Annotated in this window: 19 protein-coding genes (1 of these 19 only partly in view); 11 read left to right on the plus strand and 8 right to left on the minus strand. The window is 40.6% G+C overall.

All coding sequences use genetic code 11. From position 1 onward, the window contains the following. The 4 genes from AQPE_RS16335 to hpt all read right to left on the minus strand — a co-directional run. On the minus strand, positions 1–786 hold the start of the coding sequence (locus AQPE_RS16335; RefSeq protein ID WP_318347563.1) for a MutS-related protein. 1,008 nt of this gene lie to the left of the window's left edge; only the first 786 of its 1,794 coding nucleotides appear in the window; the start codon lies at positions 784–786; the stop codon falls past the left edge of the window. 88 nt (positions 787–874) lie between these two features. Continuing rightward, positions 875–1,864, minus strand: a complete 990-nt coding sequence (gene obgE / locus AQPE_RS16340) for a GTPase ObgE (protein WP_318347564.1) — start codon at positions 1,862–1,864, stop codon at positions 875–877. A gap of 219 nt (positions 1,865–2,083) precedes the next feature. Then, positions 2,084–2,656, minus strand: a complete 573-nt coding sequence (locus AQPE_RS16345; protein ID WP_318347565.1) for an adenylate kinase — start codon at positions 2,654–2,656, stop codon at positions 2,084–2,086. Between the two features lie 11 nt (positions 2,657–2,667). Continuing rightward, positions 2,668–3,213 (minus strand): hypoxanthine phosphoribosyltransferase, encoded by a 546-nt coding sequence (gene hpt / locus AQPE_RS16350; protein ID WP_318347566.1) that lies wholly within the window; start codon positions 3,211–3,213, stop codon positions 2,668–2,670. A 118-nt stretch (positions 3,214–3,331) separates the two neighbouring features. Between hpt and purE the strand changes: the two genes are divergently transcribed. From purE to uraA, 7 genes are all read left to right on the plus strand, one after another. Continuing rightward, complete coding sequence (gene purE, locus AQPE_RS16355) at positions 3,332–3,838, plus strand: 5-(carboxyamino)imidazole ribonucleotide mutase (protein WP_318347567.1); 507 nt, start codon at positions 3,332–3,334, stop codon at positions 3,836–3,838. 87 nt (positions 3,839–3,925) lie between these two features. Next, on the plus strand, positions 3,926–4,747 hold the full coding sequence (locus tag AQPE_RS16360; protein WP_318347568.1) for a hypothetical protein: 822 nt from the start codon (positions 3,926–3,928) through the stop codon (positions 4,745–4,747). Beyond that, positions 4,747–6,723: a helix-hairpin-helix domain-containing protein gene (locus AQPE_RS16365; protein ID WP_318347569.1), complete on the plus strand. Its 1,977-nt coding sequence runs from the start codon at positions 4,747–4,749 to the stop codon at positions 6,721–6,723. The genes AQPE_RS16360 and AQPE_RS16365 overlap by 1 nt, the downstream gene beginning before the upstream one ends. A gap of 176 nt (positions 6,724–6,899) precedes the next feature. Then, the gene (locus AQPE_RS16370; protein ID WP_318347570.1) at positions 6,900–8,045 is read left to right on the plus strand and encodes a lysophospholipid acyltransferase family protein; all 1,146 of its coding nucleotides are present in this window, start codon (positions 6,900–6,902) and stop codon (positions 8,043–8,045) included. Between the two features lies 1 nt (position 8,046). Next, the gene (locus AQPE_RS16375) at positions 8,047–8,682 is read left to right on the plus strand and encodes an HAD family hydrolase (RefSeq protein WP_318347571.1); all 636 of its coding nucleotides are present in this window, start codon (positions 8,047–8,049) and stop codon (positions 8,680–8,682) included. A gap of 13 nt (positions 8,683–8,695) precedes the next feature. After that, on the plus strand, positions 8,696–9,715 hold the full coding sequence (locus AQPE_RS16380) for a CobW family GTP-binding protein (protein WP_318347572.1): 1,020 nt from the start codon (positions 8,696–8,698) through the stop codon (positions 9,713–9,715). A gap of 201 nt (positions 9,716–9,916) precedes the next feature. Further along, complete coding sequence (uraA, locus tag AQPE_RS16385; RefSeq protein ID WP_318347573.1) at positions 9,917–11,206, plus strand: uracil permease; 1,290 nt, start codon at positions 9,917–9,919, stop codon at positions 11,204–11,206. A 72-nt stretch (positions 11,207–11,278) separates the two neighbouring features. Here uraA and AQPE_RS16390 read toward each other — a convergent pair whose 3' ends face one another. Together AQPE_RS16390 and recJ are read right to left on the minus strand one after the other, a co-directional pair. After that, the gene (locus tag AQPE_RS16390; protein WP_318347574.1) at positions 11,279–12,259 is read right to left on the minus strand and encodes a 3-keto-disaccharide hydrolase; all 981 of its coding nucleotides are present in this window, start codon (positions 12,257–12,259) and stop codon (positions 11,279–11,281) included. Between the two features lie 178 nt (positions 12,260–12,437). After that, positions 12,438–14,159: a single-stranded-DNA-specific exonuclease RecJ gene (gene recJ / locus AQPE_RS16395; protein WP_318347575.1), complete on the minus strand. Its 1,722-nt coding sequence runs from the start codon at positions 14,157–14,159 to the stop codon at positions 12,438–12,440. A 423-nt stretch (positions 14,160–14,582) separates the two neighbouring features. Between recJ and lysS the strand changes: the two genes are divergently transcribed. Genes lysS through AQPE_RS16410 form a run of 3 tightly spaced genes read left to right on the plus strand, consistent with a single transcriptional unit; the run spans position 14,583 to position 18,670 of the window. Next, positions 14,583–16,307: a lysine--tRNA ligase gene (gene lysS / locus AQPE_RS16400; RefSeq protein WP_318347576.1), complete on the plus strand. Its 1,725-nt coding sequence runs from the start codon at positions 14,583–14,585 to the stop codon at positions 16,305–16,307. 16 nt (positions 16,308–16,323) lie between these two features. Further along, positions 16,324–17,319 (plus strand): NAD(P)H-dependent glycerol-3-phosphate dehydrogenase, encoded by a 996-nt coding sequence (locus tag AQPE_RS16405; protein WP_318347577.1) that lies wholly within the window; start codon positions 16,324–16,326, stop codon positions 17,317–17,319. A 7-nt stretch (positions 17,320–17,326) separates the two neighbouring features. Next, positions 17,327–18,670 carry a glucose-6-phosphate isomerase gene (locus AQPE_RS16410; RefSeq protein ID WP_318347578.1) on the plus strand — a complete coding sequence of 448 codons (1,344 nt, stop codon included), beginning with the start codon at positions 17,327–17,329 and terminating at the stop codon, positions 18,668–18,670. A gap of 88 nt (positions 18,671–18,758) precedes the next feature. Here AQPE_RS16410 and AQPE_RS16415 read toward each other — a convergent pair whose 3' ends face one another. Both AQPE_RS16415 and AQPE_RS16420 read right to left on the minus strand, forming a co-directional pair. Next, a complete protein-coding gene (locus AQPE_RS16415; protein ID WP_318347579.1) occupies positions 18,759–19,073 on the minus strand; it encodes a type II toxin-antitoxin system RelE/ParE family toxin in 315 nt (104 codons plus the stop codon). Then, positions 19,070–19,297 (minus strand): hypothetical protein, encoded by a 228-nt coding sequence (locus tag AQPE_RS16420; RefSeq protein WP_318347580.1) that lies wholly within the window; start codon positions 19,295–19,297, stop codon positions 19,070–19,072. Before AQPE_RS16420 ends, AQPE_RS16415 begins: the two co-directional genes overlap by 4 nt. A gap of 280 nt (positions 19,298–19,577) precedes the next feature. Between AQPE_RS16420 and AQPE_RS16425 the strand changes: the two genes are divergently transcribed. Further along, complete coding sequence (locus AQPE_RS16425; RefSeq protein WP_318347581.1) at positions 19,578–20,498, plus strand: DMT family transporter; 921 nt, start codon at positions 19,578–19,580, stop codon at positions 20,496–20,498. Positions 20,499–20,705 lie beyond the last annotated feature (207 nt).

Raw genomic sequence — 20,705 nt, forward strand, 5'->3', positions numbered from 1 at the left:
TTTCTGGTGGAATTTTAAAATCGTTTTAAAGTAAAGCCCTATAATTATCCATTGTGCAAAAAGTGCCAGCCGGTATAATGAATGAGTATCAACTTCGGCAATACTTAATGCAATCAGGAAAATGGTTAGAGCAGGAAGTATTATTAGCAGGTATTTCAGGGAACGGATTGATTTCAGATGTATTACCTGATCGATCGACTCATTGTAATGATCTTTAGTCCCATCGGTTTCCATTCCTTTGGCCATGAAGTTTTGTCTCCAACTGAATTCTTCAGCAAGTTCCTGAATTCCCTCCTGCCTGCTCCTGATTTCTTCAGACGAGCGTTGAGTCTTCTTCAAGAGTGTTGCCAGCCGGTTTTTGCCTTGCCGGGTAACTGTTCTGTTCAGAAATTGAAAAAGGGAACCAATGCCAAATAAATCCAGATCGTAACTGTAGTCGTGGTGCGGATCGGTGAATTCGTTTCCCGGATCAAAGGAACTGATGTCGCGGTTTAGTGCGCTAATCTCGTCGCGGTTGATCTTGCATAAGCACTGATAATAAAAAAGTTGTTTCTCTGTCTGAATGAATTTTTTGATCAGGAGAAAAAACGCGACCAGAAGAACAAACGAAATTGTGACCGCCAGTATTTCATTGACTGGACTCAGATAGAACCACGCCGGAAAAATTCCGATGAAACTGATCAGGCGTGCAATGGCGATGAGCCGAAGCTGATCTTTCTTTTTGTTCGCTAATGATTGATATTGATCGGCAAGTGCCTGATAATTTGCCAGAAGGTCTGCTTTCATTGATTAAGTAAGTTCGGAGTGACTAGAGCGCCTGGAGTTCGGAGTGGCTGGATTACTTTAGGCACTCCGAACTTTAGGCACTTCGCACTTATTTATTCAGAATTTGCCAGATTTTATCTTTTAGTTGCATAATTCCCTGTCCGGTTATCGATGAAATGAACAAGTGTGGAATGTCTTTCAGTTGTTCGCTGATTTCCACTTTCAACTCATCGTCCAGAAAATCACTTTTACTAATTACCAGGAAACGATCTTTGTCTAACAACTCCGGATTATATTGCTGCAATTCATTCATCAGAATGCCAAATTCTTTGCGATAGTCTTTTGCATCGGCAGGAACCATAAACAGAAGCATCGAATTTCTTTCGATGTGGCGCAAAAAGCGTAGCCCCAGGCCTTTGCCTTCGTGAGCTCCTTCGATAATTCCCGGGATATCGGCCATAACAAATGATTGATTGTCGCGATAGCTTACAATGCCAATATTTGGAACCAGAGTTGTGAATGGATAATCCGCAATTTTAGGTTTTGCCGCCGATACAACCGAAAGTAAGGTCGATTTACCAGCACTTGGAAATCCGACCAAACCAACATCAGCCAAAATCTTTAATTCGAGCGTAAACCAACCCTCGACGAAAGGTTCGCCTGGTTGAGCGAAACGCGGTGTTTGTTGCGTAGCCGATTTGAAATGAACATTTCCAAGCCCGCCTCTACCGCCTTGTACCAGAATTTTTGATTCCCCATCAGTTGTGATTTCGAAGAGTGTTTCGCCTGTTTCGGCATCCTTGGCCACAGTGCCAAGTGGAACATCCAAATAAACATCTTCGCCGTCGGCTCCACTACTGCATTGTTTTCCGCCCGACTCGCCATGGCCTGCAAAGACATGCCTGCGGTATTTTAAATGTAGCAAAGTCCACATTTGAGTATTGCCAACCAGAATAATGTGTCCTCCACGACCGCCATCTCCACCATCCGGGCCGCCTTTGGGTTCCGATTTTTCTCTCCGGAAATGCGTTGAACCGGGACCTCCGTTTCCTGACCGGGCATATATTTTAACGTAATCAACAAAATTAGTATCTGCCATAAAAAAAGTTCAAAGTTCAAAGTTCAAAGTCCCAAGTATTAGTCATTGATTGTCATTTAACTGTCAATTATAGTAAAGACGGCAACGAATGACAATTTTATGATGCGAAGCAAATGACTACTGCGACTGATCACTGACCATTTTATTGGGGGCGCAAGTTAAGCAAAAAAAGACGAATGGTAAGTTAACCATCCGTCTTTTCTGTTTATTATGAGAATCTTAAAGAGTTGATACCGTTTGACTGAGTCGCTGAGCAATTTCTTCAATGGTTCCAGTACCGTCAATTTTATAGTACTTGTTTTGTTCGCGGTAGTAATCTCTCAAAGGAGCCGTTTTTTCGTGGTAGATTTTGATCCGGTTTTCAATGATCGAAACATCCTGATCATCTGGTCGGCCAGATGTTTTTCCACGGAAAAGCAATCGGTTGATCAGCTCTTCGTTTTCAACTAACAGGCAAAGCATGCCTGAAACCGGTGTATTGTATTCAGCAAGCAATTCATCGAGTGCCTTTGCTTGTGCTACTGTCCGGGGGAAACCATCAAAAATATATCCGTTGGCACTTTTGTTCTCGTTGAGTTTCGATTTGATCATACCAATAACGATCGAATCAGGAACCAGAAATCCTTTATCCATATAGCTTTTCGCTTCCACTCCGAGAGTTGTTTCGGCAGCGATCTGGCTACGTAATAAATCACCTGTTGAAAGGTGAATAAGCCTAAACTTCTCAATTAAAAAGTCAGCCTGAGTGCCTTTTCCTGCACCAGGAGGGCCAAATAAAACTAGATTTAACATTTGAAAATAGATTACTTTTTTTCGGTTACTTTATAAATGTCAATCAAATTGCGACCTCTTCCATCGTAATCCAGGCCATAGCCAACAATAAAATCATTCGGAATTTCCAGTCCGATGTAATCGAGTTGAACTTTAACCTGAAGTGCGTCGGGTTTTAGAAGTAGGGTTGCAATTTTGATATCAGCAGGGTTCTTTGCTTTTATTTGTTCGATGGTATTAACAATGGTGATGCCTGAATCAACAATGTCTTCAAGCACAATTACAGTGCGACCTGTCAAATCTTCGTTTAGTCCAATTAACTGCTTCACCGATCCGGTAGTATGTGTGCCGGAATATGAGGCCAGCTTGATAAATGATATCTCCGCATCGAGTAAAGAAATACGCTTGAAAATTTCAGCAGCAAACATAAACGAGCCGTTTAGAATACAGAGAAACAAAGGGTTTTTATCTTTGAAATCGTTATTCATTTTCTCTGACATTTCTTCAACGATTGACCGGATCTTCTCATATGTGATGAAAAGCTCAAACTCCTTGTCATGTATTTTTACGTTTTTCATTTGCTGGTATTTTGAGATAGATTTGATTTTTTATGAGTTTTTTCGACTAATTTTGTTTGAAAATAAAGCGACAAAGTAACAAAACTAATTTATATTGGAAAAATTAAATTCTCAAAAGATGGAACCAAGAGTCAGTATTATTATGGGAAGTACTTCCGATTTGGGAGTTATGGAAGCAGCAGCTAAAATATTGGATGAGTTTGAGATCCCTTTCGAAATCAATGCTTTATCAGCACACCGGACACCCGAGTCAGTTGAAGCCTTTGCCAAAGGAGCGAAAGCCCGCGGGATACAGGTTATTATCGCTGCAGCAGGAATGGCAGCCCATTTGCCTGGGGTTATTGCTGCAATGACAACACTTCCAGTAATTGGAGTGCCAATTAATGCCTCGATAAGTGGTATCGATTCGTTGCTGGCTATTGTGCAAATGCCTCCCGGAATTCCAGTTGCTACGGTTGCCGTAAATGGTGCTCAAAATGCTGGTATTCTTGCAGTTCAGATGATGGCTTTGGGCGATGCCGGATTGGCTGTCAAATTGGAAAGTTTCAAAGAGACGCTGAAATTAAAGATTGAAAAGGCGAATAAAGACCTGGCAGAGATAAAATTCAGGTACAAAACAAATTAGACTTGACTTTTTAACAAAAAGTTTGTACCTTTTATGATGTAAATGAATTCCTGATGTTTTATCAGGAATTTTTTTTGCCTCAATGTTATGAAATTGTTACCGACGTTTTTGTTGTTCGTATTGATCTTCTTTACATCAGGAGAATGCATGGCGCAGGATGTGTTTGTGTCAGGTTCACGTTATCAGGCTTTGTCTGATGCTTCGGTTGGATTGTCAGATTGCTGGTCTGTTTTCGGAAATCAGGCAGGACTTGCCGGAATTCAACGGCCAACAGTAGGCGGTTCTTTTCAGAATCGATTTTTGGTTAATGAACTGTCAACTCGATCTGGTTTGATTGTATATCCAATTCAGTCTTCAGTATTTGCTTTTTCACTTTCCCAGTTTGGTCAGATTCCTTTTCGCCAAGGAAAATATGGACTGGCCTTTGCACGGAAAGTCACTCCAAAACTTAATTTTGGCTTGCAGTTTAATGGTTATCGGCTGTTTCTTTCCGAAGAAAACCGGTCGGTTAGTTCTTTTGGTGCTGAACTGGGCGCCCAGTATTTATTTACCGATCGTTTTGTGGTCGGATTTCACGTGATGAACCCTTACCGTACCGGGGTGAAATTGAGCTCCGGAACATTTCGGTATCCTTCGCGCATCAATATTGGATCATTTTACCGTCTTTCTGATTTATTTAACCTGACGACAGAGCTGGAAAACGATTTTGAGGATCATTTTATAATGAAGACCGGAATCGAATATTGCATCCTCGAAAAGCTTTTTCTGCGTGCCGGGGTGGCTGGGAAACCTTACCAGCTTTCGGGCGGAATTGGTTTTCAGGTGAAACGTCTTACGCTTGATTTGGCGACTGTTTATAATCAGTATTTGGGCAACTCACCTTCAGTCTCATTTCAATATCAATTCTGATGAAGCAAATATTTCTACTGATATTGATTTCAGGATTAGCTGTGTTTTCAAATGCACAGAACCCCAAGGTGACCCAAATTACTGAAGATTTGCTTGAATCGGTAGGCGAAAATATGAGTGACGACTCCGATATTCAGGAAATTCTGGATGATTTGGAGGGTTTCAGTCAAAATCCGTTGAAAATCAATCTGGCTTCAAGAGATGATCTGCTCCGATTGCATTTGTTGTCAGAGGTTCAGATTAATAACCTGATTGCTTACAGAGCGAAAACGGGTACTATTTACAGTTTGTATGAGTTGGCGGCTGTTGATGAGTTTACTCCGGATGTGATGCAAAAGTTGGAGTCATTTATTTCGTTTGATATTTTGGAGCCACAATCAGGAAAGAAACGATCGTCAACCGATCTCTTTGTGCGCTCGAACCGGACTTTTTCTTCGACGGGTCAGGCCGACCAGGCCAAATATGAAGGTTCTCCGGAACGATACTATGCGAGATTGAAACATGTCTCTCATGGAATGGAGTATGGCGTAGTTGCTGAAAAAGATCCCGGCGAAGCCTTTTTTCGGCGTTCGAATAAGCAAGGGTTCGATTATACCAATGCTTTTGCTAACTTCAGGTTGGGGCATAAAGATTCCCGGATTTATGTTGGAGGCTATCATGTGCGTTTCGGACAGGGATTAGTTGCCTGGCAAGGCTTTTCAATGGGTAAGTCTGCCGAAACGACTCAGGTTTCTCGTTCCGATCAGGGCATTAAATCTTATTCGTCGACCGACGAAAATCAGTTTTTCAGGGGAGTAGCGGGTCGGTTTAGTTATCGTAATTTTACATTCTATTCATTTCTTTCGCGGCACAGGTTGGATGCCAGTTTGGACACATTGGACGTGCAGCGCTATTTTGGCGCGTTTCAGACCAGCGGATATCATCGGACAGGTTCTGAAATTGCCGGCGAGAATTCGTTGGAACAGTTTGTGGGTGGCGGACATGCGACTTATTCGCATAATCAATGGTCGTTCGGACTGACTTCAGTTTATACCCGTTTTGATGCTATTATGGATCGAAGTGACGAGCCGTATAATCAATTTCTTCCGGCGGGAAAAGATAATTTGGTGGCTGGTTTTGACTGGAAAGGTTCAGTAAAGAAAATATTCTTTTTTGGTGAAGCCGCTATTGGTAAGAATTCGGGAAAAGCTCTGTTGGCTGGTGCTATGATGAAACCTGCTTCGAATGCTGAATTGTCTTTGGTTTACCGGAATATCAATAAAACATATTTCAGCTTTTTCTCTAATGCGTTTACCGAATCATCAAGGACTAACGATGAGCATGGTTTATACCTGGGGTTAAAAGTCTTTCCGGTTTCTCGTTGGATTCTCTGGGTCTATGCCGATTTCTTTCAACATCAATGGCTGAAATATACAACCTCAGCGCCATCGTCTGGCACTGAATTTCTGGCGCAGGTGTCGTACAGTCCATCTCTTCGAACTAGCTTTTATCTGAGGTTCTTTCAGGAAGAAAAAGAGCAGCGATTGATTACGGAAAGCCTAAGATACAACGAGCAACAGTTGATTAACCGTTTGCGATTAAATTACAACCACGATTTAACTCAGCAGGTCAGCCTGAAAAGTAGGATTGAGTTTTCTTTTTATTCAAAACAAAGTAATGAAAAGGGCATTCTCATTTACCAGGACGTTGCGTTTAAACCGCTCCAAAAGTCTTTTTCAATGAATGGACGTTTTGCGTTTTACTCAACAGATGGTTATAATTCAAGGCTTTATGCCTACGAGAATGATTTGTTGTATTCGTTTTCAGTTCCGGCGCTTTATGGAAAAGGAATTCGCGCCTATTTTAATCTTCAGCAAAAGTTCGGAAATCAGTTTACACTTTGGCTGAAATTTGCAACAACTCATCAATTTGCTTCAACGAGTGTTGATTCTTCGACCAAATCGGAAGTGAAATTTCAGGTTCGTTATCAGTTTTGATCCAATTCTACTTTTTGGAGAAAAGGAGTGGAGATAAAAGGATATAAATCATTGGAGAAGTTCTTTTTCTGTAGCTGCATATGTGTTGCAAATCAATGTTTTGTGCGTTTTGTAGGTTGCTATATGCATAGTTCGTTCTCAATTACTATATTTGCACGTCAAAATAGAAAAAAGGGATGGTTCATAAAATTAATTTCGACGATATTCGTCCATTTGATGATTCTGAGGTAAATCAAAGCCTGAGAATACTGCTTCAGGATGAAGGTTTTCAGCATATTTTACAATTCATTTTCAAAGATCAGGAAAAGATTGATCAGATAAAGTTGCTTCTTTCCCATGTTCATACGATTAAAGATTTGCAACTAAAGTTTATGTATCAAATGGTTGATGATTTGATCCTGAAAAAATCAACCGATGGATTGACTTCAAGTGGACTTGATTTGCTTGATAAAAATGCCAGCTATCTCTTTATTTCGAACCATCGGGATATTATCCTCGATTCAGCCATTATGAACTTTCTGATTGTGCTGGAAGGAATGAATACTACGGAGATTGCAATTGGAAATAATTTGCTCATTGAAAAATGGATTGAATATACAGTTAAACTTAACCGTGCTTTTGTTGTTCGTAGAAATTTGCCTGTGAGGGAGTTGCTGATGGCTTCCCAAAAGCTGTCAGAATATATACGACGAGATATTACCCGAAAAAATACCTCGGTTTGGATTGCTCAACGCGAAGGACGAACGAAAGATGGAAATGATAAAACCCAACAGTCCTTGCTTAAAATGTTGAATTTGAGCAATATTCATGAAGTGGGTGAAGGGTTTAAAGAATTGCGGATTGTTCCGCTTTCAATCTCCTATGAAATTGAGCCATGTGGTATTTCTAAAGTTGCCGAATTGTACAAAAAGCAAACTGAGGGTTTTGAAAAGACGCAGGAGGACGACCTCAGAAGCATGGGAGAGGGGCTGGTAAGACCCAAAGGACGTGTGCATTTTGGATTTGGTGAACCAATTTCAAGTCAGATCGATTTAATTTGCAAAGAAGAAACCATTTCGAATCAGATCGAAAAGTTGGCTGAGATTATTGATGCCAATATATACAGCAACTTTAAGCTTTGGCCAAATAATTATATTGCTGAAGATATCCTGAATCAGACCAATACCAATCTCGACCAATATACAAGCGAGCAATTCGATCGTTTTTCTACGATGCTTAATGAAGCAGTAGAAACAATTTCAGGAGACAAAGAGGTGATACGAACCATGTTCCTGCAGATGTATGTAAATCCATTAATTAACAAACGTAAATCATTGATGTAAGATGATTGGTAACATCAGTGGGATAATCTGGGATTGGAATGGTACCTTGCTCAATGATGCCGATCTTGCTGTTCAAACCATGAATCAAATGCTTGAAAGACGCGGACTCCAAGTGCTTTCGGTTGATGATTACAAGTCAGTATTTACTTTCCCTGTTAAAGATTACTACAAAAAGATAGGTTTCGATTTTCAGAAAGAACCTTTTGAAGTTCCGGCACAGGAATTCATCGAGTGCTACAACAGCCGGGTAACTGAATGCAAACTTCAGAAAGATACAGTACGAGTATTGGAATATTTCAGATCGATTGATGTAAAGCAATATATTCTTTCTGCAATGGAGCAGGAGGTTTTGGATAATTGTCTGTGCAATTACCAAATCAGTGATTTTTTTGAATATGTTTTGGGGCTGGATAACATTTACGCAGCCTCAAAGATCGAAAACGGACATCGGCTGATTGCTGACCTGCAGCTGGATGCCGGCGAATTGATTTTGATTGGCGATACGGTTCACGATTTTGAAGTAGCCACCGAACTGGGCTGCCAGTGCGTTTTAATAGCCGACGGGCATCAGTCGAAAGAAGTACTTCAGGCTACTGGCGCTTTGGTTATCGATTCGATCTCGCAATTGCTGGGCTAATACTAAAACTTCCATGGAACAGAAACGAATACCGGTGACCATTATTACCGGCTTTTTAGGCGCCGGAAAAACCAGTTTGCTGAATAAGCTGATTGGTAAACATCCGGAAAAGAAATTTGCCATCATTGAAAACGAATTTGGCGAAACCGGCATCGACGGCGGATTGATTGCTACAGCTACTGACGCGATTTTTGAATTGAATAATGGCTGTATTTGCTGTTCACTTGGCGAAGATTTTTTGCATACTCTCGAAACTTTGTTAGGCAGTTCATACGAATTCGACCATTTACTGATTGAAACTACTGGCATTGCCGACCCATCAGGCATCGTCGATGCTTTTATCTCCGGAAATACAGTGCAGGAGCGGTTCCGAATTGATAGTGTGGTTTGCGTTGCTGATGCCGAAAATATGGAAGATTTATTTGATGAGCAACCGGAAGTGCGCTTGCAGTTGGCTTTGGCCGATTTGGTCTTGCTGAATAAAACGGATTGTGTACATTCTGATTATTTGACGCACTTAACCCGACTGATTAAACAGGTTGCGCCGATGGCTAAAATCGTTAATACTACGTTCTGCAACGTTGATGGAACGGCGGTTTTGGATACCAATTCTTTTTCGGGCGAGGTTGTTGAGAAATCGACGTTGTCATTCTTCGGAATGGATCTTCAGGAGAAAAAACAAGCTGGACAGAAATCATTTATACACAATCCTCAATCTCACGAATCCAATCCTAAACATGATATTTCATCAGTAGGTTTTACGTTTGAAGGCAGCTTCGATGTCAATAAATTTGGTTTGTGGATGCAGAATTACCTGTACTTCAATCGTGAAAATATTTTTAGGGTAAAGGGCATCATGAGTTTCGACCAAACCGAAGATCAGTTTGTTTTTCATGCCGTTCGCAGCTCGTTTATGTTTGAAGTGGGAAAGCCCTGGGGCAACGCAGCGCGTTTCAGCAAACTTGTTTTTATCGGCAAGAATATTTCAGGCCAGGAGCTTGAAGCTAATTTGCTGCAATTGTTGGCGAAATAGGAATTTGATTAGAAAGGAATCTTGTCAAAACCTTACTTCTAGTGAATACTGCATTGTAATTATCTGTTGAAAACTGACTAATATCTAATTGCTTCTCCTGAAGTTCATATTTCAAAACTATCACTATTTTCATCCGATTTTAACCAAATCCAATTATCACTTTATAAATAACCAAATCTAAAAACTAAAGGAGAACTACAAATGGCGCGACGAATCATTGGTATTCATGAGAAACTACCTGTATTAGAGAGCTTACCGCTCAGTTTTCAGCACTTGACTGCCATGTTTGGTGCAACAATCCTGGTCCCCATTTTATTGGGAGTTGACCCTGCTATTGCATTGTTGATGAATGGTATTGGTACTTTAATTTACACATGGATTACCAAAGGTGGAATTCCGGCTTACCTCGGATCAAGTTTTGCGTTTATTGCACCGGCCATGCTGGTTATCAGTACTTATGGTGGTTTTGCTCATGCTCAGTCCGGTTTTATCTTTTTTGGTCTGTTCTTTATCCTAATATCGTTTGTAGTTAAGTTTTGGGGAATTAAATGGATCGATATTGTGATGCCTCCTGCCGTAATGGGTGCTGTTGTTGCGATCATCGGATTGGAACTTGCCCCTGTTGCTGCTCAGCAAGCAGGATTGGCCCCATGGCCTACTGCAGTCGGACAAGTCGTTCAGCCTTTTGTGATGTCGACCAACGTCGTGATTGTTTCCATGTTCACCTTGGTTGTAGGTATTGCAGGATCTGTACTTTTTAAAGGTTTTATGCAGGTTATCCCTATCCTTTTTGCCGTAGTGGCCGGTTATTTACTGGCGTTGGGAATGGGTATGGTCGATACAGCTGCTATTGCAAATGCTTCATGGCTTGCTTTACCCAAATTTCAAACTCCGGTTTTCGATCTCAATGCAATTGTTATTATTGCACCGGCATGTATCGTAGTTTTGGCCGAACACATCAGCCACCTGATTGTAACCGGTAAAATTACAGGAACTGATTTGATGGAAAATCCGGGGTTGCACAAATCGTTGCTTGGCGATGGTATTAGCAATGTTTTATCCGGATTTGTTGGTTCGCCTCCAAACACCACTTATGGCGAAAATATTGGAGTAATGGCCATCACGCGCGTTTATTCTGTTTGGATTATTCGTGGTGCTGCTTTGTTGGCTATTGCATTCTCTTTAATTGGAAAGGTTTCGGCTGCTATCTCAACTATTCCTAACGCAGTAATGGGTGGAATCACCATGCTGTTGTACGGTGTGATTGCAGTTCAAGGGTTCCGCATGTTTGTGGAACAAAAAGTTGATTTCAGCAAAAACAGTAACATGGTTCTTGGCGCAGTTACCTTCGTTGTTGGAGTAAGTGGTGCAAGTATCAATATCGGATCAGTTCAGCTCAAAGGAATGGCTTTTGCTGCTATTGTTGGAGTCGTATTGTCACTGATCTTCTGGTTGCTTGGGAAAGTTAATGTGATGAATAAAGAAGCATAGTGTAGTATTCAGTGTTCAGTCGCAGTAGGCAAGTTTATTCCTGCTCACTGAGACTGAACACTGAGACTGCAATTATTTCGCCGGAGTGATAACGATGTTTCGGTAGTCAGCAGGTCTGTGATCTCCCTGTAACATAATTGGTCCTGGTTCTCCTTCTTTACTATCTAATGCTCCACCTGTAATTCCGGGGATAATCTGGTCAGTAATAATGGCCTTGCCATTGGCTACAATTGTAACGCGACGGCCAATCAATGTAATGTCGTAAGTTTGCCACTCGCCCGGAGATTTTGCAACATTTTCGTTCGGGGTCAGGAATCCATAAACTCCACCCAGGTAAATCGAGGCTGGTTCTTTTCCTTTGCTGTCTTCAACCTGAACTTCATAACGGCCTCTCAAATATACGCCGGTATTACCACCTTCCGGATACCTGAATTCAATGTGTAATTTGAAATCTTCAAATTTCTGATCGGTAATGATGTTGGTTCCCGGTTTTGGGCATTTTAAAATGCCGCCCTCTGCTACCCATTGGTTGTTTGGGTTCTGAGGATGCCATCCCTTCAAATCTTTCCCGTTGAAAAGGGTAATTGGTTTTCCCCATTCCGGAGAAGTGTTGTTTCGTTTAAGTAACGGTGCGCGTTCACCCGTGAAGTTGTGTTTAACGCCAGAACTGCTGGTGATCACTCCTTTGAGTTTGTCATTTTCAAGGGTTCCTTCAAAAACCATATCCTTGTCAGAGTTGTCCCATTGTGGTGGAATGCTAAACGAAATTTTTCCGTCGATCACATTTACTTTTGAAATTGGTCGGGCGCTTCCGCCATCGGCCACAAAATAGCCTACCAGTGTTTTTATTCCTGAAAGTTTAACTTCGAGCCAGGAAGGAACTGACTGATCTTCCATTTGAACCGTGAGATCCCAGCGGCCAATAATGGGCTGCTCTCCGGCGTTTGAATTGCTTCCAAAAGAAATCGAAGGCATCGCGATAAATAAAGTGATGGCAATCAATAAGCAGTGGAACTTGCCACTAAATATTGAGGAAAAACGAACATTTTTCATGGTGTATTATTTGTTGGTTAAGAATAAACAAAAGTACTTTTTTTAGAGATGTCAGATCAGTCCGCGCCTTTGAAATGTTCGGAAATTACCATATTACCGTATTTTTTCTCACTTGATTAAGATGAAGAAAGTAATCGGCGGGGAGAAATGTTTAGTGCAGAATGGTTTGTAATGCCAGTTAGTAGGCTTTCGTCTTGATGTCGCGGATGTATAATTGCAGGCTCGTCTTTCCCCTGAACTCATTTTCGGCAATCGAATAGCAAATGTCGAAGGGCAATCCTTGGTTAATCGAATCGAAATGATGAGCATGGTTGAATGCTATAGCTGAAAATTGAGATGAATTACTGGTCGGTTCAATCAAATCCAGTTTCAAATGTTCCATGTTTTTCCCAACAGGCCGGCTGGTACCGCTGTCAAGAACATTTTCAGAAATAAAAACCGGGATCATGTTGTGAGGGCCAAATGGTGCAAACTGTTTTAGTATCCGGTAGAACTTTGGCGTAATCTCCGAAAGGTATATCTTGGCGTCAGCTTCAATCGATTCGGTTTGCTGCTGATTGGTTATTTGTTTGGTTACAATTTCTTCGAAACGGCGCGAAAATTCGTAGATGTTTTCAATTTTCAAGGTCAAGCCAGCAGCATACATGTGCCCACCATACGATTCGAGCAGGTCGCTGCAAGCGCCTATTGCTTCGTATAAATCGAAATCGCGAATTGAGCGTGCCGAACCTGTTGCCAGACCATTTGATTCAGTCAAAACCACTGTTGGGCGGTAGAAATGTTCGGTCAGGCGGGAGGCAACGATACCTACAACTCCTTTATGCCAGTCACGATTATACAGAACAGTTGCATTTTTTCCTTCATGTTCAGGGTCGCGCCTGATCATTTCCAAAGCTTCCAGAGTGATATCGCGATCAAGCGTTTTCCTGATTTCATTGTACGAATTGATCTCATCGCCAAGCAATAATGCTTCCTGTTCATTGGTTGCAGTCAGAATAGCAACCGATTTTTTGCCATGTTCAATTCTTCCGGATGCGTTCAGGCGTGGTCCGATTTTAAAAACAATATCGCTAACCGATTTTTCTTCGGTATTTAATCCTGAATAATTCATGATCGTTTTAAGCCCGATACTTGGCGATGAATTGAGTTTTTTCAATCCGAAATGAGCTAAAACGCGGTTTTCACCCGATACTGGAACAATGTCGGAAGCAATGCTTACAACAACCAAATCAAGTAGTTCTGTCAGTTCCGTAAAAGGAATATTATTTTTTCTTGAGAATGCCTGAAGTAATTTAAATCCAACGCCACATCCTGAAAGCTCTTTGTATGGATAGGGGCAGTCTAGTCTTTTGGGATCGAGAACTGCATAAGCTTCAGGTATGGTTTCGTCAGGATTATGGTGATCACAAATGATGAAATCGATGCCCAAATCTTTAGCCATCTTAATTTTTTCAATGGCTTTAATTCCGCAATCGAGTACAATAACCAAGGTGATCTTTTGTTCCGCAGCGTAAAGTATGCTGGTTTTCGAAATACCGTATCCTTCTGAATATCGGTCGGGAATATAATAATCGAGATTTTTTAACCGGCTGCGGAGAAACTGGTACATCATGGCAACTGATGTTGTTCCATCAACATCGTAATCTCCATAAATCAATACCTTTTCCTGGTTGTCAATGGCTCTTTCGAGTCGTTCCACTGCTTTATCCATGTCTTTCATCAGAAAGGGATCGTGGAGATCTGATAATTTTGGTCTGAAAAAAGCCTGAGCCTCGGCATAGCTAGTAATGCCTCTTTGCGCTAAAAGGTTGGCAATTACCATGTTCACATTTAACGCGACCGATAAATGTTTTATGATGTTTATATCGCCCTCCTTTTTGATATTCCAGACTTTATCCATTCTTTTTATTTCAGAACAATCTTAATTTTGACAAAAATTTCTCAAAGATAGAAAATGAACTTAGAACTGGAAACTAAATCAACCACATTAATTCACATTTTGTTAACAGGATTCAGGTCGTGATTTTGTAATGTTCATCTTCTCAAAACCTTAGCACTATGAAATGAATTTTAGGTTTTAGTTGCTTATTTTTCTGAATTTAATTTATTGCTGTTTCGAGTATAAACCAAAGTTGAATAGACTAAAATAGAGTGTTGATCTGACGTTTAAACAGACATGGTAAAATACCTGTTGACTCGGCTCTTTTTTTTGTAAAAACTGCTTTTTTATAAAAACTGAACTCAAATTTGGCGGTCACTTCTTGTATGCAATAGTTTGTTATCTTTGCGGAAATTTTTTTCTAAATTTCAAATAGTCCCAACAATGAGCATATCTGAATTAAGCGAACAGGAAATTGTGAGGAGAAACTCCACGCAAAAAATGAAGGATATGGGAATTGATCCTTATCCCGCTGCTGAATTCCCGGTAAATGTAACCACCGCCGAAATAAAAGAAAACTATAATGCAGAAAAGGGTAATTATCTGGAAGTGGTCCTGGCTGGTCGTATTATGAGCCGCCGCATCATGGGAAAAGCCTCATTTGCCGAATTGCAGGATTCAACCGGAAGATTGCAACTGTATATTAACCGCGATGAAATATGCCCTGACGAAGATAAGAGCCTGTATAACGATGTTTTTAAAAAACTACTAGATATTGGCGACGTTGTTGGTGTAAAAGGTTTTGCATTTATCACTCAGGTTGGCGAACTTTCTGTTCATGTTAAAGAATTTGTTGTGCTGAGTAAATCGCTCAGGCCATTGCCCATCGTGAAAGAAAAGGACGGTCAATTGTTTGATGCGGTAACCGATCCTGAAATGCGCTATCGTCAGCGTTATGTCGACCTGATTGTAAATCCTCAGGTGAAAGATACTTTCATCAAACGGTCGAAAATCATCAATACCATGCGCCAGTTTTTCAACGAACAGGGTTATCTGGAAGTTGAAACACCGATTTTACAATCAATACCTGGTGGGGCAACTGCACGGCCATTTATTACGCACCACAATGCCTTAAATATTCCTCTTTATTTGCGAATTGCCAACGAACTTTACCTGAAACGCCTCATTGTTGGCGGTTTTGATGGAGTTTACGAGTTCGCCAAAGACTTCCGTAACGAAGGAATGGATCGCACGCATAATCCTGAATTTACCGTAATGGAAATTTATGTGGCCTATAAAGACTACATCTGGATGATGAATTTTACAGAAGAAATGATTGAGCGTGTTGCCTTGGCTTTGCACGGAACTACCAAAGTTCAACTGGGCGAAAACGAAATTGATTTCAAACGTCCGTTTAAGCGCGTAACCATGTACGATGCCATTAAAGAATATACTGGTTTCGAAATTGCTGGTAAATCGGAAGATGAGCTTCGTGATATTTGTAAGCAGTTGGGTATCGAGACTGACAAAACCATGGGCAAGGGCAAAATGATCGATGAAATCTTTGGTGAAAAATGCGAGCACCACTACATTCAGCCAACTTTCATTATTGATTATCCGGTTGAAATGTCGCCGCTTACCAAAAAACACCGTTCAGTTGAAGGTTTGACCGAACGTTTTGAACTGATGGTAAACGGAAAAGAATTAGCCAATGCTTATTCAGAATTGAATGACCCGATTGATCAGCGTGATCGGTTTGAAGATCAAATGAAATTATCGGAAAAAGGCGATGATGAAGCCATGTTTATTGATCAGGATTTCTTACGCGCCTTGGAATATGGAATGCCGCCAACTTCAGGGATGGGGATTGGTATCGATCGTTTGACCATGTTTATGACCAATAACCTGTCGATTCAGGATGTTCTTTTCTTCCCGCAAATGAAGCCAGAGAAAGCTGCTGAAACCAACGATCCGGATGAAAAGTTTCTTGAAATGGGTATTCCCGCTGAATGGATTCCGGTGATCAGGCAAATAGGGTTAAAAAAAGTTAAAGATTTGAAAGAAATCAAAACGGGAAAGTTTTTTAACGACATTTGTGGCTACAACAAAAAAAACAAACTGGGCCTGGACAACCCGTCATTGGAAGAAGTAACCAAATGGTTGTCATAACTCTGTAAACTATAAAATGTTTTCAAACTCAAAAATAGCAATAATCGGAAGTGGAAGTTGGGCGACTGCATTGGCTAAAATTCTATTGCACAATGTCGAAAGCATCAATTGGTATTTCCGAAATTCTGATAATATTGAGCAATTCAAAAGGTTTAAGCACAATCCAAGCTATTTGAGAGGGGTTGAGTTTGATGTGAACCGAATTAACTTTTATACTGATATAAGTGCTGCGATTGAAGATGTTGATATTGTTGTATTGGCAATTCCGTCAGCCTTCCTGAAAGAGTCGATGGCGGATGTTCCCGTTGACTTATCCAAAAAATTTGTGGTTTCGGCTATCAAAGGTATTGTCCCCGGCGATAACCTGATTGTAGGGCAATATCTTCACCAGTATTTTAACATTCCATACGAACGGATTGGGGTTATTGCAGGTCCGTGTCATGCCGAAGAAGTGGCGCTGGAGCGTTTGTCGTACCTCACCATTGCTTGTCCTGATGTGAAAAAGGCCCGGGCATTTGCTTTCCGACTCGAATGTCCGTATATCCGGACTCATGTTTCCGACGATATTTACGGAACTGAATATGCTTCTGTTTTGAAGAATGTTGTAGCTATTGCCTCCGGAATTGTTCATGGATTGCGCTATGGTGATAATTTTCAGGCCGTTCTGATTTCGAATGCCATTCAGGAAATTAAACGATTTGTCGATAAAGTTCACCCGATTACCCGCGATATTAAGAGTTCTGCATATTTAGGCGATTTACTGGTTACTGCCTATTCTCAATTTTCCCGAAATCGTACCTTTGGAACCATGATCGGGAAAGGTTATTCCGTGCGCTCTGCTCAGCTCGAAATGCATATGGTTGCTGAAGGTTATTACGCTGCCAAATCCATCAAGGAAATCAACGAAGAATTCCGGGTGAACATGCCAATTGCTGAGGCTGTTTATAATATTTTGTACGAAAACATCTCCCCGGCTATCGAAATCCGATTGTTAACCGAACACCTTAGATAAAAGTAAAATGGAAAGAATTTCTTTAAATTTTGATAAGACTTTTGATTTTATTTCAAAAGACTCGATTTTCTCATACAAAGAAGCTATTGAGAATCACAACCGCGCACTTTTCAATAAAACCGGAAAAGGCAACGATTTTTTAGGTTGGACCAACTTGCCAACATCAATTTCTGAAGCTGAATTGGCTGACTACGAAGCTACCGCTGCAAAATTGGTGTCGAAAGATATTGATATTTTTGTAGTTATCGGTATCGGAGGTTCGTACCTCGGATCAAAAGCTGTGGTCGATGCACTTTCTGATAGTTTTGCTCACCTGAAAACCCGTAAAAACCCGTTCATTTTATTCGCCGGACAAAATATCAGCGAAGATTACCTGTTCGAACTTCGCGAGTTGCTGAAAACGAAAGAATATGCGATGGCTGTGATTTCCAAATCAGGAACAACTACTGAGCCTGCATTGGCTTTCCGTCTGTTGAAACAGGATATTGAAGATAAATACGGCAAGGCTGAAGCCAACGAACGTATTGTGGCTATTACTGATGCCAGTAAAGGCGCCTTACGCTCATTAGCTACCATCGAAGGATACAAGACATTTGTTATTCCTGATGATGTTGGCGGCCGTTATTCAGTGCTGACTCCAGTTGGTTTGCTTGCTATAGCTGTTGCCGGATTTGATATTCGTGCATTGGTTCAGGGCGCTGTTGATATGGAAAAGGCAACCGGAGTTGATGTTCCTTTCGAAGAAAACCTTTCAGCTCAATATGCTGCTGTTCGTAACGAACTCTACAAAAGCGGGAAAAAGGTTGAGATTCTGGTGAATTACAATCCGAAACTTCATTTTTTTGCTGAATGGTGGAAACAGCTTTACGGTGAAAGTGAAGGAAAAGAAAGCAAAGGTATTTTCCCTGCTGCGGTTGACTTTTCATCTGATTTGCATTCAATGGGTCAGTATATTCAGGAAGGTGAACGCACCTTGTTTGAAACTGTACTTTCAGTTGCAAGCCCCGATCGCGAAGTTCGTATTCCGACAGACACTGCCGATTTGGATGGTTTGAATTTCCTTGCCGGTAAACGTGTTGACGAAGTGAATAAAATGGCTGAATTGGGAACCATGTTGGCTCATGTCGACGGTGGAGTTCCAAACATCCAGATTGTTCTTCCTAAGCTGAACGAATATTTCCTTGGTCAGTTGATTCAGTTCTTTGAAGTGGCTTGTGGCTTGAGCGGATATACTTTGGGTGTTAATCCATTCGATCAACCAGGAGTTGAAGCTTACAAAAAGAACATGTTCGCCCTACTCGAAAAACCAGGTTACGAAGAAGCAACAAAAGCGATCAAAAAGCGATTGTAATTCAGAAAATATAAAAATGCAAAAAGCGAAATCTCGGAAAAGAGGTTTCGCTTTTTTTATACATTTTAATCTAATTGATGTCTAAAAATCAATAACCAAGTGGTTCTCTGCTTGTATGTCGGATTCTCAAAATTCGAATTGATTTTGTTGCTGCTTTTACCTGATAAGTTATTCGGAGGTTATAAATAACGAATGCCCGAAATTCTTCATTTGGATATTCTTTTAGTTTATCAATCTCAAAAATAAGTGGATTCTTTTCGATATCACCTAATCGAGAGATTACACCTTTCCTCACTATCTGGGACGCCTGAGAGCTTTGTTTTGATAAATAGTTCAGAATACCTTTGAAATCATCAAGTGCATTTCTATCCCAAATAATCGTGTATAATTCTTGCTTGATCATTTAGACAATTCCTTCATTGCATCTTCATGTGTGACAAAGTTTCCGTCTTCAACTCGGTTAACAGCTTCATCTATTTCCTGATTATATTGTTTACGGGTAATATGTTTAACGTCAGTGTCAATATTTAAAAAACCTTTTACCATCTCTAAAACTAAGGTCTGTTGTTTGGTAGTTAATAATGGCAAATACCCGTCAAATTGTTTTTTTATTGATGTAGAATTCATTGTGTTTTGTATTAAAGCTTTCTACAAATATAAAAAATTAGAAAGTAATAAGTAGTACAAGGTAGAATTTCAGTCCGTGCAATATTGACGGATTCGGTATACTATTCCATTCGATCAACCCGGAGTTGAAGCGTATAAAAAGAATATGTTTGCTTTGCTCGAAAAACCAGGTTAAGAAGAAGCAATAAAAGCGATCAAAAAGCGCCTGTAATACAAAAAATACGATAACTTTCGAAAGAGAAATCTCCACGATGAGGTTTCTCTTTTTTTTATTTTCAAAATGGCAGTATTTAAGACGGAAGAATGGAAAGGGTATGTATTTGCATTGGCTGGTACCATTGCCTTTTCGAGCCTGTATGTATTTAGTAAGGCTGGGTTAAATCAGGTTGAACTGGCTCAATTCGGGTTCTACTATTTTGGTTTGGGTTTTCTCCTGAACCTGATCTTTGTTCTGGCTTCAGGAAAATTCAGGCAGTTTCCCGGAATTTCAAAGAATGTAATCGGGTTGCTGGTGGTTTTAGGTGTAATTGATATTCTCTCAAACATTACCTTTTTCATGGCCATTCGTGCCATTCCTGATCCATCAATCACCTCATTTCTTGGGAATTTATTTCCGGTTTTCATGACACTTTTAGCGATTTCGTTTCTAAAGGAACGCTTCTCAATGATTGAAGCCGTTGGTGCGCTCATGGCTATTGGCGGAGCTTTTATTATTAGTTATTCAGGGGAACTTGACTGGCGGAAATTCTTTATCCCGGGGACTGGTTTTGTGGTGATGAATACTTTTCTTGCTGCTCTAGTTTCGATCATTGTGAAAAAGAACGTTCAAAAAGCAAGTCCTGAAGTTTTTAACCTGAACTCGAATGGCTGGATTTTTCTCTTCTTTTTGGGCTATTTTATTTGGAGCGGTCAATCTGTTGTTATTCCGGCTAAAGCCTTTCAAAACATTGCACTCGGGGCTTTCTTCGGTTCGTTTGTTGCATTGCTGTCGTTTTTCTATTCTTACAGGTATATCACTGCGTCCCGATCTTCCATTATCCAAAGTTTAAAAGGGATTTTTGTGCTGGCTATTGCGTATTTCTATTTAGATAAATTTCCGTTGGCCGTTCAGCTGTGGGGCGGGGGAATTACAATTGCCGGAGTATTGGTTATGACTATGGCTCAGGCTGGGTTTATCAATGTGGGAAAGAAGAGAAAATAGGAATTGGTTAAATGATTTTAATGAATGTCCTTATCCTTACCTAATCAGATTTTTGCTCTGGGAAATACCGTCATTCAATTGTCATTTATTGGTCGTCATTTGAGCGACAATTAATGGCTACTAATGAACCATTTAATGATGCCATTTTGAATTTAGTCATGATGTCGGATACTCATTATGATTTTAGACCATTGAACAATTTAACCA

This window comes from Aquipluma nitroreducens (assembly GCF_009689585.1).
Taxonomy (GTDB): Bacteria; Bacteroidota; Bacteroidia; order Bacteroidales; family Prolixibacteraceae; genus Aquipluma; species Aquipluma nitroreducens.

Bases quoted from the DNA above. Each gene is read 5' to 3' on its own strand.
- obgE (WP_318347564.1), bottom strand. From the start codon at position 1,864: ATGGCAGATACTAATTTTGTTGATTACGTTAAAATATATGCCCGGTCA.
- AQPE_RS16345 (WP_318347565.1), bottom strand. From the start codon at position 2,656: ATGTTAAATCTAGTTTTATTTGGCCCTCCTGGTGCAGGAAAAGGCACT.
- hpt (WP_318347566.1), bottom strand. From the start codon at position 3,213: ATGAAAAACGTAAAAATACATGACAAGGAGTTTGAGCTTTTCATCACA.
- purE (WP_318347567.1), top strand. From the start codon at position 3,332: ATGGAACCAAGAGTCAGTATTATTATGGGAAGTACTTCCGATTTGGGA.
- AQPE_RS16360 (WP_318347568.1), top strand. From the start codon at position 3,926: ATGAAATTGTTACCGACGTTTTTGTTGTTCGTATTGATCTTCTTTACA.
- AQPE_RS16365 (WP_318347569.1), top strand. From the start codon at position 4,747: ATGAAGCAAATATTTCTACTGATATTGATTTCAGGATTAGCTGTGTTT.
- AQPE_RS16370 (WP_318347570.1), top strand. From the start codon at position 6,900: ATGGTTCATAAAATTAATTTCGACGATATTCGTCCATTTGATGATTCT.
- AQPE_RS16375 (WP_318347571.1), top strand. From the start codon at position 8,047: ATGATTGGTAACATCAGTGGGATAATCTGGGATTGGAATGGTACCTTG.
- AQPE_RS16380 (WP_318347572.1), top strand. From the start codon at position 8,696: ATGGAACAGAAACGAATACCGGTGACCATTATTACCGGCTTTTTAGGC.
- uraA (WP_318347573.1), top strand. From the start codon at position 9,917: ATGGCGCGACGAATCATTGGTATTCATGAGAAACTACCTGTATTAGAG.
- AQPE_RS16390 (WP_318347574.1), bottom strand. From the start codon at position 12,259: ATGAAAAATGTTCGTTTTTCCTCAATATTTAGTGGCAAGTTCCACTGC.
- recJ (WP_318347575.1), bottom strand. From the start codon at position 14,159: ATGGATAAAGTCTGGAATATCAAAAAGGAGGGCGATATAAACATCATA.
- lysS (WP_318347576.1), top strand. From the start codon at position 14,583: ATGAGCATATCTGAATTAAGCGAACAGGAAATTGTGAGGAGAAACTCC.
- AQPE_RS16405 (WP_318347577.1), top strand. From the start codon at position 16,324: ATGTTTTCAAACTCAAAAATAGCAATAATCGGAAGTGGAAGTTGGGCG.
- AQPE_RS16410 (WP_318347578.1), top strand. From the start codon at position 17,327: ATGGAAAGAATTTCTTTAAATTTTGATAAGACTTTTGATTTTATTTCA.
- AQPE_RS16415 (WP_318347579.1), bottom strand. From the start codon at position 19,073: ATGATCAAGCAAGAATTATACACGATTATTTGGGATAGAAATGCACTT.
- AQPE_RS16420 (WP_318347580.1), bottom strand. From the start codon at position 19,297: ATGAATTCTACATCAATAAAAAAACAATTTGACGGGTATTTGCCATTA.
- AQPE_RS16425 (WP_318347581.1), top strand. From the start codon at position 19,578: ATGGCAGTATTTAAGACGGAAGAATGGAAAGGGTATGTATTTGCATTG.